Consider the following 13578-nt stretch of genomic DNA (forward strand, 5'->3'; position numbering starts at 1 on the left):
TCATCCGGCAGCTTTAATGCGCCTTTTCAGCAGCAAGTTTCAGACCAAGCGCAATGAAAACAACGCCACTCGTTCTGTCGATCCACTTTGAAGCACGCGAAAAAACCGCGCGCATCTTCGGCGTTGTCATAAAGAGGCTGACACCGATAAACCACGAAATCAATGCTGTGGCCATCACAACGCCGTAGCCAAGCTTGACTTCTGTCGGTGTATGAAGACTGACGACGGTCGAGAAAATCGACAGAAAGAAAAACACCGCCTTGGGGTTAAGCGCATTGGCGGCAAAACCAAGGCTGAAAGCCTTGAGCGCGCTCTGTTTGCGTTGCTTGTCCTGCTCTCGCATGTCGATATCGATCTTCGTCGTACCAGCGCGCAGTGCCTTGATGCCGATATAGACCAGATAGGCCACACCGCACCATTTCACGATATTAAACAGATAGATCGACTTGGAAATAATCAGCCCGAGACCAAGCACCGTATAGGTGACATGCATCATTAAGGCCGAACCAATGCCGAAACTGGTGATGATGGCCTCACGACGTCCATGCATCAGCGACTGGCGGATAACCATAGCCAAATCAGCGCCCGGCGAAACGATAGCAAAGGCAAAAATCGCCATCAGGGATGCAAGTTCAAACAGATAGGGATGCATCGCTTTTCCTTCGCCGCCGCATCAAGAGATGCAGGCAACCATCAAAAAACCAGATTGAAAAACATGCACGCAAGCCCGGCCAGCGAACCGATCCAGACAAGCGAGCGGATATAGGGAATGCCCGCAAGATAAAGCGGCACATAGATAATGCGGCAGATAAACCAGATCCATGCACCATAAAGCCCGAAACCTGCCGCCTCCCCTTTGAACACAAGTGCAAGAGCGAGCGCAACAAATGCGGGATAGGTCTCGCGGAAATTAGCAGACGCACGGTCCGCACGACCGGCCAGATGACCGGAGGGCTTGCGCCCTTCATCGCGCGGACCTGCATTCCATTGGGAGCCGAGTTCCCTCGTCGCCGTAAAGCCCTGCAAGAGGATGTGAACCACCAGCAGAACCACACTCCAGCCAATCAGCGGAAGAAAAGGCGACGATGAAAACATGCCCGGCTCCATCACTGTCTCCGATTAAAGATCAAGAACCAGACGCTCCGGATCTTCCAGGCTTTCCTTGACGCGAACAAGGAAGGTCACGGCTTCCTTGCCGTCAACGATGCGGTGATCGTAGGAGAGTGCAAGATACATCATCGGACGGATGACGATCTGGCCGCCAACAACAACCGGACGTTCCTGGATCTTGTGCATGCCAAGAATACCCGACTGCGGCGAATTGAGGATCGGCGAAGACATCAGCGAGCCGTAAACACCACCATTGGTGATGGTGAATGTGCCGCCCTGCATGTCTGCCATCGACAAAGAACCGTCGCGTGCCGCTTTCGCAAGACGACCCAGTTCCTTTTCAACGCCTGCGATCGAAAGCTGATCAGCGTCGCGGATAACAGGAACAACAAGACCCTTGTCGGTGCCGACGGCCATGCCGACATGCGCAAAGTTCTTGTAGATGATATCGGTGCCGTCGATCTCGGCATTAACAGCCGGAATTTCTTTGAGCGCATGCGTCACAGCCTTCGTGAAGAAGCCCATGAAGCCGAGCTTCACGCCATGCTTCTTCTCAAAAATATCCTTATAGCGCGAACGCAGTTCCATCACTGCCGACATATCGACTTCGTTGTAAGTCGTCAGCATCGCAGCGGTGTTCTGCGCATCCTTGAGGCGCTTGGCAATGGTCTGGCGCAGACGGGTCATCTTCACGCGTTCTTCGCGTGGTGCATCATCAGCCGACGAAGCCGGACGCGCTGCAACAGGAGCGGCTGCCGCAGGAGCAGTCGAAACACCCTTGGCGATCGCGTCAAGAACATCGCCCTTGAGAACCTGACCGCGCTTGCCCGAACCCTCAACCTGATCAGCCGAAAGGCCTTTTTCAGTGATGAGCTTTGAAGCGGCGGGGGCTGGCTGCATTGCCGGGCCCGACGATGCCGACGCAACAGGGGCCGCAACCGGAGCAGCAGCTGCAGCTGGCTTGGCTTCTTCCTTCTTCGGAGCAGGTGCAGCACCCGCACCGGAAATCTGGCCGAGCAGTGCGTTCACTTCAACCGTGTCGCCTTCCTGTGCCACGATTTCGGCCAGTACGCCCGCAGCCGCAGCTGGAACTTCCACTGTTACCTTGTCGGTTTCCAGTTCCACCAGAGGTTCATCGACAGCAACAGCATCGCCGACTTTCTTGAACCACTTTCCGATGGTTGCCTCAGTAACGGACTCCCCAAGCGTGGGAACGCGAATTTCGGTAGCCATGGTTTCTTCTTCCGTTGATCTTCAATCGTTAGATTTGACTTCAATTCAAGCGGAAGCAGCTTTTTTCAAACTGCTTCCGGCCGAAAGTTAAATTAATTGCCGAGTGCATCCTCAAGGAATGCGGCCAGCTGTTCAAGATGCTTCGACATCAGGCCCGTTGCAGGCGATGCCGCTGCCGGACGACCGGTATAGCGAACGCGCTGATGCTTGGCATCGATATGCGCCAAAACCCATTCCAGATACGGATCGATGAACGACCACGCACCCATGTTCTTCGGCTCTTCCTGACACCAGACAATTTCTGCCTGACGGAAGCGCGACAGCTCATTGATGAGTGCCTTGGCCGGGAACGGATACAGCTGTTCGACGCGCAGAAGATAGACATCGTCAATGCCACGCTTTTCGCGCTCTTCGTAAAGATCATAATAGACCTTGCCCGAGCACAGAACGACGCGACGGATCTTTGCATCCTTCTGAAGCTTAATACCTTCATCGCCCTTGTTGTACTGGGCATCATCCCAAAGCAGACGGTGGAACGACGAATCACCCGACAATTCGTTCAGGCTTGAAACAGCACGCTTGTGACGCAGCAGCGACTTCGGCGTCATCATGATAAGCGGCTTGCGGAAGTCACGCTTCATCTGACGGCGCAGAATGTGGAAGTAGTTAGCCGGCGTGGTAACATTGGCAACCTGCATGTTATCCTCAGCGCAAAGCTGGAGATAACGCTCAAGACGCGCTGACGAATGCTCTGGACCCTGACCTTCATAGCCATGCGGCAGAAGGCAGACGAGACCCGACATACGCAGCCACTTGCGTTCACCCGACGAGATGAACTGGTCGAAGACAACCTGCGCACCATTGGCGAAATCGCCGAACTGGGCTTCCCAGAGCACCAGCGCACGTGGATCGGACAGCGAATAACCATATTCGTAACCGAGCACGGCTTCTTCCGAAAGCATCGAGTTGATGGCTTCGTAGATCGCCTGACCCTTCTGAACATTGTTCAGCGGAATGTAGCGGTTCTGGTTTTCCTGATCGTAAAGAACCGTATGACGCTGCGAGAAGGTGCCGCGTTCAACGTCCTGACCCGACAGACGGATCGGATGGCCCTCCGAAACAAGCGAACCGAAAGCAAGCGATTCAGCCGTTGCCCAATCAATGCCTTCGCCCGTCTCAACCATCTTGGCACGGTTATCAAGGAAGCGCTGGATCGTGCGGTGGACATGAAAGTCCTTTGGCACTTCAACAAGCTTCTTGCCGATTTCTTTCAGCGTTTTGATTGGAACGCCGGTCTTGCCACGACGCTGCTCATCGGCATTGTCAGCCGTGCGCAGACCACTCCAGGCACCATCGAACCAATCAGCCTTGTTCGGCTTGTAGCTCTGGCCAGCTTCGAATTCCTGCTCAAGCTTTTCGCGCCAGTCAGCCTTCATCTTATCGACGTCAGCCTGTACCAGCAAACCTTCAGCAATCAGCTTTTCACTGTAAAGCTGAACAGTTGTCTTGTGCGCGCGGATTTCCTTATACATCAACGGCTGCGTGAAGGATGGTTCGTCACCTTCATTGTGACCAAAGCGGCGGTAACAGAACATGTCAATGACCACCGGCTTGTGGAAGATCATGCGGAATTCCATCGCAACCTTGGCTGCAAAAACAACCGCTTCCGGATCATCGCCATTGACGTGGAAAATCGGTGCTTCGATCATCTTGGCCACATCCGACGGATAAGGCGAAGAGCGCGAGAAGCCCGGATTGGTGGTGAAGCCAATCTGGTTGTTGATGATGAAATGCAGCGTACCGCCGACACGGTGACCGCGCAGACCTGAAAGACCAAGGCATTCAGCAACCACACCCTGACCGGCAAAAGCAGCATCGCCATGCAGAAGCAGCGGCAGAACCTTGGCGCGTTCCGTCAATGGCACCATGTCGTCGCGGGTGCGGCCAACAAGCAGATCCTGCTTGGCGCGTGCCTTGCCCATGACAACTGGATTGACGATTTCAAGATGCGACGGGTTTGCAGTCAGCGAAAGGTGAACCTTGTTGCCATCGAACTCGCGGTCCGAGGAAGCACCAAGATGGTACTTCACATCACCCGAACCTTCCACATCGTCAGGCGCATAAGAGCCGCCCTTGAACTCGTGGAAGATTGCGCGGTGCGGCTTGCCCATAACCTGAGACAGCACGTTCAGACGACCACGGTGCGCCATGCCAAGCACGACTTCCTTGAGGCCCATCTGCCCGCCACGCTTGACGATCTGTTCGAGCGCCGGGATCAGCGATTCACCGCCATCAAGACCGAAACGCTTGGTGCCCTTATACTTCACATCGATGAACTGCTCAAAGCCTTCAGCTTCGATCAGCTTCGACAGAATGGCCTTCTTGCCTTCAGCGGTGAAGGCATAGCCTTTGTCCGGGCCTTCGATGCGTTCCTGAATCCAAGCCTTTTCAACCGGATCAGAGATGTGCATGAATTCGACGCCGATATTGCCGCAATAGGTGCGCTTGAGGATTTCAAGCATCTGCGGCACGGTCGCATATTCAAGACCCAGAACATTGTCGATGAAAATCTTGCGATCATAATCGGCAGGTGTGAAGCCATAGGTTGCCGGATCAAGTTCGCTAAAGTCGTTTGGCTTTTCAGCAAGACCAAGCGGATCAAGATTGGCATGGAGGTGGCCGCGCATACGATAGGCGCGGATCATCATGATGGCGCGAACGCTATCACGTGCAGCCTGTGCAATCTCTTCGGCGGTCAATGCTGCAGCGGCACTCTTGGCGTCAGCCTTGGCCTTGTCCTTCAGCTTGTCGGTCACATGCTTTTCGACACTGGCCCAGTTGCCGTCAAGCGCCGAGATCAGCTCGCCATTGGCCGGAATGGGCCAGTTCTTGCGCGTCCAGCTTGCGCCCTGCGCGTTTTTACGCACATCGTCGGCATCATCTTTCAGCTGTGCGAAGAACTCACGCCACTCGGGATCAACCGATGTGGGATCATCCTCGTACTTGGCATACAGCTCCTCAATATAGTCGGCATTGCCGCCATAGAGGAATGAGGTAAGGGCGAAAACGTCGTTGGCTTGTTCTTGCCTTGCCATAACCTAATCCGGAGCCTCCGCTCCGTCTCCTTGTAGTAGCTCATCATGCGCGGGCCGGAAGCTTTTGACCTTCATCCCTCACGCCGCCGGGGAGGAACCACAACAGACCCCGGCATAACTCGATCACAAACTTCATTCATGCGGAAGAATGATGGCCAAAGCCTGACATTCTCTTAACCGGCCGCCCCGGTATCTGTATGAAACCCGGCAGCAGCTTTCGCCACTGCCGGGGCATTTCAATCGACAATGCGCAATCTTAGCCCTTAAGGACTTCAACCAGCGTCTTGCCCAGCTGTGCTGGCGAAGGAGACACGCGAATGCCAGCCGATTCCATGGCTGCAATCTTATCTTCTGCGCCGCCCTTGCCACCGGAGATCACAGCACCCGCATGGCCCATGGTGCGTCCGGCAGGAGCGGTACGGCCAGCGATAAAGCCAACCATTGGCTTGCTTCGACCGCGCTTGGCTTCGTCCTTCAGGAACTGCGCAGCTTCTTCTTCAGCCGAACCGCCGATTTCACCGATCATGACAATCGACTTGGTTTCGTCGTCGGCCAGGAACATTTCCAGCACGTCGATGAACTCGGTGCCCTTGACCGGGTCGCCGCCGATACCAACAGCCGTGGTCTGGCCGAGGCCTTCGTTGGAAGTCTGGAACACGGCTTCATAGGTAAGTGTGCCGGAGCGGGAAACAACACCCACCGAACCCTTCTTGAAGATATTGCCCGGCATAATGCCGATCTTGCATTCTTCTGGGGTCAGGATGCCCGGGCAGTTTGGTCCGAGCAGGCGCGACTTTGAGCGTTCCAGACGCTCCTTGACGCGAACCATGTCCATGACCGGAATGCCTTCGGTGATGCAGACGATGAACGGAACTTCAGCGTCAATCGCTTCGATGATTGCGTCCGCCGCACCTGCTGGCGGAACGTAGATCACCGATGCGTCTGCACCTGTGCGTTCCTTGGCTTCTGCAACAGTTGCGAAGATCGGAAGCTTTTCGCCTTTCGAACCTTCCCAGGTTTCGCCACCCTTTTTCGGGTGAATACCGCCGACCATCTGCGTGCCGTAATAAGCAAGCGCCTGTTCGGTGTGGAAAGTACCGGTCTTGCCGGTCAGGCCCTGTACGAGAACCTTGGTGTCCTTGTTAACGAGAATGGACATGCCTTAATTCCCCTTCACTGCAGCGACGATTTTCTGCGCCGCATCGTCGAGATCGTCAGCTGAAATAACATTCAGGCCGCTCTCGTTGATGATCTTCTTGCCAAGCTCGACATTGGTGCCTTCAAGACGGACAACCAGAGGAACTTTGAGGCCGACTTCCTTGACGGCAGCGATCACGCCTTCAGCGATCACGTCGCACTTCATGATGCCACCGAAGATGTTGACCAGAATGCCCTGAACAGCCGGATCAGCGGTGATGATCTTGAACGCAGCCGTGACCTTTTCCTTGGAAGCGCCGCCGCCAACGTCGAGGAAGTTAGCCGGTTCAGCACCATAGAGCTTGATGATATCCATGGTTGCCATGGCAAGGCCTGCACCATTGACCATGCAGCCGATATTGCCATCAAGAGCGACGTAAGCGAGATCGTGCTTGGAAGCTTCGATTTCCTTTTCGTCTTCTTCCGACAGATCGCGCAGTTCCTGAATGTCAGGATGACGGAACAGTGCATTGCCGTCGAACGATACCTTGGCATCGAGAACGCGCACGCGACCATTGGTCATGACGATCAGCGGGTTGATTTCCAAAAGGCTCATGTCCTTCTCGGTGAAGGCCTTGTAGAGGATCGGGAACAGCTTGAGGCCGTCTTCACGGGCTTCGCCTTTAAGCTCTAACGCATCGGCGAGCTTGTTGGCGTCTGCATCGGTCACGCCCTTGGCAGGATCGATGGCAACCGTGATGATCTTTTCAGGGGTTTCTTCCGCAACAGCTTCGATATCCATGCCGCCTTCGGTCGAAACGACGAAAGCAGGACGGCCAACGGTGCGGTCGATGAGGATCGAGAGATAAAGCTCGCGCTCAATATCTGCACCATCTTCGATGTAAAGACGGTTGACCTGCTTGCCAGCTTCGCCGGTCTGCTTGGTGACGAGCGTGTTGCCGAGCATTTCCTTTGCATTGGCAACCACTTCCTCGACAGACTTTGCGAGGCGCACGCCGCCCTTGGCATCAGGGCCGAGTTCCTTGAACTTGCCCTTGCCGCGTCCACCAGCATGGATCTGGCTCTTGACGACATAAAGCGGGCCGGGAAGCGTCTTTGCCCATTCTTCCGCCTGTTCGACGGAATAAACAGCCACACCATTGGCGATCGGTGCGCCGTAAGTGTGGAGCAGGCGCTTGGCCTGGTATTCGTGAATATTCATCTGGTTGTCCTCTGCGGATTCCCGACCCTTTCAACAGAGCCGGTACGGATTGACAGCCGGAAAAGGCCGGGCACGCCCAAGAGCAACCCGGCCTTGTCTGGAACTTATTTCAGTGACGGAGCAATGCCGATGCAAGCTTCGCAAAGACCGGCAACAGATGCGACCGACTTTTCGAACTCAGCCTTTTCGCCCTTATCAAGATCGATCTCGATAATGCGTTCAACGCCATTGGCACCAATCACGGTTGGAACGCCGACATACATGTCGTTCACGCCATACTGACCGGAAAGCTGTGCTGCGACAGGCAGAACGCGCTTCTTGTCCTTGAGGTAGGATTCAGCCATCGCGATTGCCGACGAAGCAGGCGCGTAGAAAGCAGAACCGGTCTTGAGCAGGCCGACGATTTCTGCGCCGCCATCACGGGTGCGCTGAATGATCTTGTCGAGCTTTTCCTGTGTGGTCCAGCCCATCTTGACGAGATCTGGCAGCGGAATACCGGCAACGGTCGAATAACGAGCGAGCGGAACCATTGAGTCGCCGTGGCCACCAAGCACGAATGCCGTGACGTCTTCGACAGACACGTTGAATTCTTCCGACAGGAAGTAACGGAAACGGGCGCTGTCGAGAACGCCAGCCATGCCGACAACTTTGTGCGCTGGCAGGCCGGAGAACTTCTGCAAAGCCCAGACCATCGCATCAAGCGGGTTGGTGATGCAGATGACGAAAGCTTCAGGAGCATATTTCTTGATGCCTGCGCCAACCTGTTCCATGACCTTCAGGTTGATACCCAGAAGATCGTCGCGGCTCATGCCCGGCTTACGCGGCACGCCTGCGGTGACGATGACAACGTCTGCGCCTTCGATTGCGGCATAGTCGTTTGCACCGGTGAACTTCGCATCAAAACCGTCAACGGGTGAAGATTCTGCAATATCCAGTCCCTTACCCTGCGGAGTGCCTTCCGCAATATCGAAAAGGACGACGTCGCCGAGTTCCTTCAGGCCAGCAAGATGAGCGAGCGTGCCGCCGATCATGCCGGAGCCGATGAGGGCAATCTTGTTGCGTGCCATGATTGTTTCTTTCCTCAAGTTTGATCCAGAAACGCATGAAGCTATCCGGTTTCCTCCCGGAAAACGCGTCTGCGCTGCGAGGGTTCGATAGGACTCTTTGCAAAAAAACTCAACTCATTATTTTGCGACTAATGTTTTCAATCGGTTAGATTTATATGTTCTTACGTAAACGTAAGATATTTTGACAAAATGAAGGCAACTCGACTCTATCGTCCGGCTGTTTCGCATCTGGAAAGATGCACCAGCCGGGCCGCAGGTGATCGTCTTAAAGAGCTTGCTGAAGGAGCACCGCTCCTCCCGCATTCTGCCCTTTTTGCAAAGCAACATAGCCCGAACTTTCTATAAGTCGAGTCTTTGTCAATTCGATGATAGGGCGCAAAGACGGCGAAGCTGTCTCAGCCTTGAGCTCTTTCTGAAAAACTGTCGAGATATTCTGCGCTCTGCATTTCAAAAAGGCGCGAGGCTGTACGGTCAAACTCAAAGGCTTCCACGCCCTGCTTAGCCTCGTAGAGCTTTTCAGGCTGCGCTTCGGCAGAGATGAAAAGCCGCGCATGATGATCATAAAGCACGTCGATGAGCAAAATAAAGCGCTTGGCTTCATTGCGGCGCGAATAGTCAAGCATCGGCACATCATCAATAAACAATGTCGAATAGCGCGTGACGATAGCGATATAATCATTGGCTGCAAGCGGCTGCGCGCACAGTTCATCAAAGCTGAAGCGTGCTGCCCCCGGCACTGCACGGCGCACGGAAATATCGCGCCCCTTGATGTGGATCACATCCGGCTTTTCTTGCCGACCAGCCTTCAGCGCTGTCCACGCAGCCTCCATCCGTTTGCTCGTCTCGGAATTAAGCGGTGTCAGATAAACCGGCTGACGATCGAGCTTTTCCAGCCGGTAATCGGTGCGCGAGTCGAGATTGATCACATCGACATGCTGCTTGAGAATATCGACAAAGGGCAGGAACAGCTGACGGTTCAGCCCATCGCGATAAAGATTGTCGGGTGCCACGTTGGACGTCGCAATCAGCACCACGCCGCGCGCAAACAAAGCGCTGAACAGGCGCGACAAGATCATCGCATCCGCAATATCGGTCACAGTAAATTCGTCAAAGCAAAGCACCCAAGCCTGTTGCGCCAAAGCTTCTGCAACCGGCGGAATCGGGTCTTCCTGCTTGGTTTCGCCACGCTTCAAGGCCTGACGATGCGCATTGATACGCTCATGGACATCGGCCATGAAATCATTGAAATGCGCGCGGCGTTTGCGTTCGACCGGCAAAAGCTGGAAGAACATATCCATCAGCATGGTCTTGCCACGCCCAACCTCGCCATGGACATAAAGGCCTTTGACGGTGGCAATCTCTTTGCGCTTGCCAAACAGCCAGCCCAGCGCACTCGATTTGCGCGACAGGCGTTTGCTGCAAACTTCCTCGATCAGCCGGTCATAGCGTGCAGTCAGTTCAAGCTGCGCGGGATCGGCCTCGACTTCCCCCGCCTTGACCAGCGCGTCATAATGCTCGCGAACCGAGGGGAACGCCTTCAGATTACCGTCGAAAGACATGATTGTCTGTCCCACCACTCAATTGCGGAAAAGGCGGAGCGTCTTGCGACTGCCCCGCCTGTCTTTAACGCAGTTGCTTTATCAGCGCGACAGCGAAACGGCCTGACCGCTTGTGGTCTGGCCGTCAAATCGGCTCGGACCGGAAGAATAAAGCGTTGCGACCGTGCCGCCATTCGCATCATAAAGCGAAAGCTGCTTGCCATTGACCGCCCATGAAGCGAGGCTTCCAAGTTCACCGGGGCAGCGCAATGGGCCAGCGCGGAAACCCTGACCATATTTGGTCTGCGGGGTTGCGATCTTGCAGTTCTGACCGGCAAGGGAAGCATTCCACACGCCAGCAACCTTGCCCGGCGTCAGATCAGGTGCCGATTCGGGCGGCAGACTTGCAACCTGCGTGCCTGCGGCAGGCATTGAAGTGTCAGTCGTCGGCGCCGTCGGAAACGATGTCGGCGCGTTCAAATTGCCGGACTGCACAGAACTGACGGGAGCAGAGCGCAGCGGTGCTGGTGGCGGTGGCGATGCATTGTTGTCAAAACCGCCGACCCGGGAGCTTTGGCAACCGGCCAGAATAGCGCCCGCCGCAGCAATGCTGAGCAAACTTGCTTTTGAAATTCCCATCTGGTTCTCCAATTCCTGGTCTTGGTGGGGCCAACAAGTGGGGGAGTGCCCCTTGCAGGATCGAGTTTGAAAGCTCGACCTAAAACATTATTGCACCGATAAAATGGCGATATGGTTAAAAAATCAACTGTAGTCTTGTGCGAATTTCGTCAAAACAGGATCAGGAAGGCTTGAAAGTGCTTAGAAATTTTCAAAATGGCGCAGGAAGGACACAGTTTTTGCGGAAATAGCGATCCACAAGTTCAGCAATCAGACAGAGCTGAAGCCAATCGTGCACCGGTACTGGCAATTTGTGGGCTTTTCCGCCATATAGAGCCTTTCTAAACGAACGGGACCACGAACCAGCAATGAGCAAGGCCATCTTCGCCAAGATGAACGGATTGGGCAACAAGATCATTGTTGCTGATATGCGCGGACGCAGCGATCATATTGCTGCGACTGCTGCCATCCGTTTGGCCGCAGATGAGGCAACCGCGTTTGATCAGATCATGGCCATTCATGATCCCAAAACGCCCGGCACCGATCATTATATCGAGATCATCAATTGCGATGGCACGCAGGCGCAGGCTTGCGGCAATGGTACGCGCTGCGTTGTGCAATGGCTTTCCAAAGAAAGCGGCAAGCAGGATTATACGTTCCAGACACTGGCTGGCATCCTGACCGCCAATGAACACGAAGATGGGCTGATTACCGTCGATATGGGCAAACCGCATTTCGGCTGGAAGGAAATCCCCCTCGCCCATGCAGTTGAAGACACAAGCGCCATCGACCTGTCTGCTGGCCCTGCTGATGCGCCTGTTCTGCAAGCGCCGTCGATCGCATCCATGGGCAATCCACACGCGATCTTCTGGGTTGAAAACGATGTCTGGTCCTATGCACTGGATGAATATGGTCCCGGACTGGAACATGACCCGGTCTTCCCGCAACGCGCCAATATTTCCATCGCCCAAATCACATCGCGCGACAGCATGAACCTGCGCACATGGGAACGTGGCGCGGGCCTCACCCTTGCCTGTGGTTCTGCCGCCTGCGCTGCTGCCGTCTCAGGCGCACGCACGGGACGCACTGAACGCAATGTCACCGTCAATGTCCCCGGCGGCCCACTCAAAATCGAATGGCGCGACGATGATCACGTCATGATGACCGGGCCTGCCGAGTGGGAGTTTGATGGCACATTTGATCCTGTAACCGGCAATTGGGACTACGCCCCCAATCAAGACCGGGGAGCTGCCTGATGGCCGTGGAAGTCGTAACCTTTGGATGCCGCCTCAACACCTATGAATCCGAGGTGATGAAGCGCGAAGCGGATAATGCCGGTCTTGGTGAACTCAAAGACGGCGCGATCATCTTCAACACCTGTGCGGTCACGGCAGAAGCCGTCCGTCAGGCACGTCAGGCTATCCGAAAAGCCCGCCGCGACAACCCGGAAGCGCGCATCATCGTCACCGGTTGTGCTGCGCAGACGGAATCAGCCAAGTTCGAGGCCATGGACGAAGTCGATCTCATTTTAGGCAATGAGGAAAAGCTAAAGGCCAATTCCTATCGCATGTTGCCCGATTTTGGTGTAAATCAGTTCGAAAAAGTGCGCGTCAACGACATTATGGAAGTGCGCGAAACCGCAAGCCATATGGTCGATGCCATTGAAGGCCGCGCGCGCGCTTTCGTGCAGGTGCAGAATGGCTGCGATCATCGCTGCACCTTCTGCATCATTCCTTATGGGCGCGGCAATTCGCGTTCGGTGCCAATGGGCGGCGTGGTCGATCAGGTCAAGCGCCTTGTCGATAACGGCTATAGGGAAGTGGTTCTCACCGGCGTGGATATGACCTCCTACGGTCCCGATCTGCCGGGAAGCTTGCGTCTTGGCAAACTGGTCAAAACCGTTCTCGCCCAAGTGCCGGATTTGCAGCGCCTGCGTCTCTCATCCATTGATTCCATTGAGGCCGATGAAGACCTGATGGAAGCAATCGCCAATGAAAAGCGCCTGATGCCGCATCTGCATCTGTCGCTTCAGGCAGGCGACGACATGATTTTAAAGCGCATGAAGCGCCGTCATTTACGCGATGATTCCATCCGCTTCTGCGAAGATGTACGCAGCCTTCGCCCCGACATCGTGTTCGGTGCCGACATCATTGCCGGTTTCCCGACCGAAACAGAAGAGATGTTCGCAAACTCGATGAAGATCGTCGAGGAATGTGGCCTGACACATCTGCACGTCTTCCCCTATAGCGCACGCGAAGGCACACCGGCTGCACGCATGCCACAGGTCAGACGCGAAATCGTGAAAGATCGCGCCGCACGTTTGCGTGCCGTTGGTGACCGCGCATATCAAAAACACTTAGCTTCTCTCAATGGCACTGTGCAGCGCCTGTTGATCGAGAAGGAAGGCATTGCCCGCACGGAAGGCTTTACGCTTGCCGCTGTGGATCAGGGCAATGCTGGCGAAATTATCGAACGAATTGTGACGGGGCATGACGGTGAAAAACTCCTCACCCGTCAGACAGAGCCGCAAGCGGCTTAAAGCTTAAGGGCATCAAAAT

The 13578-nt window shown here is 55.1% G+C and carries 11 protein-coding genes; 2 read left to right on the plus strand and 9 right to left on the minus strand.

Going from position 1 to position 13578, the window contains the following annotated elements; all coding sequences use genetic code 11:
• Nucleotides 1–13: 13 nt before the first annotated feature.
• The 9 genes from ABE530_RS12960 to ABE530_RS13000 all read right to left on the minus strand — a co-directional run bounded on the left by ABE530_RS12960 (nt 14) and on the right by ABE530_RS13000 (nt 11041).
• Complete coding sequence (locus ABE530_RS12960) at nt 14–652, minus strand: LysE family translocator (protein WP_499694762.1); 639 nt, start codon at nt 650–652, stop codon at nt 14–16.
• 41 nt (nt 653–693) lie between these two features.
• A complete protein-coding gene (locus ABE530_RS12965; protein WP_265982375.1) occupies nt 694–1107 on the minus strand; it encodes an MAPEG family protein in 414 nt (137 codons plus the stop codon).
• A gap of 12 nt (nt 1108–1119) precedes the next feature.
• A complete protein-coding gene (odhB, locus tag ABE530_RS12970) occupies nt 1120–2343 on the minus strand; it encodes a 2-oxoglutarate dehydrogenase complex dihydrolipoyllysine-residue succinyltransferase (protein WP_499694763.1) in 1224 nt (407 codons plus the stop codon).
• Between the two features lie 92 nt (nt 2344–2435).
• The gene (locus ABE530_RS12975; protein WP_265982377.1) at nt 2436–5438 is read right to left on the minus strand and encodes a 2-oxoglutarate dehydrogenase E1 component; all 3003 of its coding nucleotides are present in this window, start codon (nt 5436–5438) and stop codon (nt 2436–2438) included.
• 256 nt (nt 5439–5694) lie between these two features.
• On the minus strand, nt 5695–6597 hold the full coding sequence (gene sucD / locus ABE530_RS12980; protein ID WP_265982378.1) for a succinate--CoA ligase subunit alpha: 903 nt from the start codon (nt 6595–6597) through the stop codon (nt 5695–5697).
• A 3-nt stretch (nt 6598–6600) separates the two neighbouring features.
• Nucleotides 6601–7797 (minus strand): ADP-forming succinate--CoA ligase subunit beta, encoded by a 1197-nt coding sequence (gene sucC / locus ABE530_RS12985; RefSeq protein WP_265982379.1) that lies wholly within the window; start codon nt 7795–7797, stop codon nt 6601–6603.
• A 104-nt stretch (nt 7798–7901) separates the two neighbouring features.
• The gene (mdh, locus tag ABE530_RS12990) at nt 7902–8864 is read right to left on the minus strand and encodes a malate dehydrogenase (RefSeq protein ID WP_265982380.1); all 963 of its coding nucleotides are present in this window, start codon (nt 8862–8864) and stop codon (nt 7902–7904) included.
• Nucleotides 8865–9259: 395 nt separating this feature from the next.
• Entirely contained in the window at nt 9260–10423 is a 1164-nt protein-coding gene (gene zapE, locus ABE530_RS12995; RefSeq protein ID WP_396996060.1) for a cell division protein ZapE, read from the minus strand.
• 81 nt (nt 10424–10504) lie between these two features.
• Entirely contained in the window at nt 10505–11041 is a 537-nt protein-coding gene (locus ABE530_RS13000) for a protease inhibitor Inh/omp19 family protein (RefSeq protein WP_265982382.1), read from the minus strand.
• Nucleotides 11042–11388: 347 nt separating this feature from the next.
• Here ABE530_RS13000 and dapF point away from each other — a divergent pair, with 347 nt between their 5' ends.
• Entirely contained in the window at nt 11389–12276 is an 888-nt protein-coding gene (gene dapF, locus ABE530_RS13005; RefSeq protein WP_499694764.1) for a diaminopimelate epimerase, read from the plus strand.
• Nucleotides 12276–13559, plus strand: a complete 1284-nt coding sequence (gene mtaB / locus ABE530_RS13010) for a tRNA (N(6)-L-threonylcarbamoyladenosine(37)-C(2))-methylthiotransferase MtaB (RefSeq protein ID WP_499694765.1) — start codon at nt 12276–12278, stop codon at nt 13557–13559. Before dapF ends, mtaB begins: the two co-directional genes overlap by 1 nt.
• Nucleotides 13560–13578: the final 19 nt, after the last annotated feature.

Source organism: Brucella sp. TWI559 (genome assembly GCF_039674265.1).
Lineage (GTDB): Bacteria > Pseudomonadota > Alphaproteobacteria > Rhizobiales > Rhizobiaceae > Brucella > Brucella chromiisoli.

Bases quoted from the DNA above. Each gene is read 5' to 3' on its own strand.
- dapF (WP_499694764.1), top strand. From the start codon at position 11,389: ATGAGCAAGGCCATCTTCGCCAAGATGAACGGATTGGGCAACAAGATC.
- sucD (WP_265982378.1), bottom strand. From the start codon at position 6,597: ATGTCCATTCTCGTTAACAAGGACACCAAGGTTCTCGTACAGGGCCTG.
- odhB (WP_499694763.1), bottom strand. From the start codon at position 2,343: ATGGCTACCGAAATTCGCGTTCCCACGCTTGGGGAGTCCGTTACTGAG.
- ABE530_RS13000 (WP_265982382.1), bottom strand. From the start codon at position 11,041: ATGGGAATTTCAAAAGCAAGTTTGCTCAGCATTGCTGCGGCGGGCGCT.
- ABE530_RS12960 (WP_499694762.1), bottom strand. From the start codon at position 652: ATGCATCCCTATCTGTTTGAACTTGCATCCCTGATGGCGATTTTTGCC.
- zapE (WP_396996060.1), bottom strand. From the start codon at position 10,423: ATGTCTTTCGACGGTAATCTGAAGGCGTTCCCCTCGGTTCGCGAGCAT.
- sucC (WP_265982379.1), bottom strand. From the start codon at position 7,797: ATGAATATTCACGAATACCAGGCCAAGCGCCTGCTCCACACTTACGGC.
- ABE530_RS12965 (WP_265982375.1), bottom strand. From the start codon at position 1,107: ATGGAGCCGGGCATGTTTTCATCGTCGCCTTTTCTTCCGCTGATTGGC.
- ABE530_RS12975 (WP_265982377.1), bottom strand. From the start codon at position 5,438: ATGGCAAGGCAAGAACAAGCCAACGACGTTTTCGCCCTTACCTCATTC.
- mtaB (WP_499694765.1), top strand. From the start codon at position 12,276: ATGGCCGTGGAAGTCGTAACCTTTGGATGCCGCCTCAACACCTATGAA.
- mdh (WP_265982380.1), bottom strand. From the start codon at position 8,864: ATGGCACGCAACAAGATTGCCCTCATCGGCTCCGGCATGATCGGCGGC.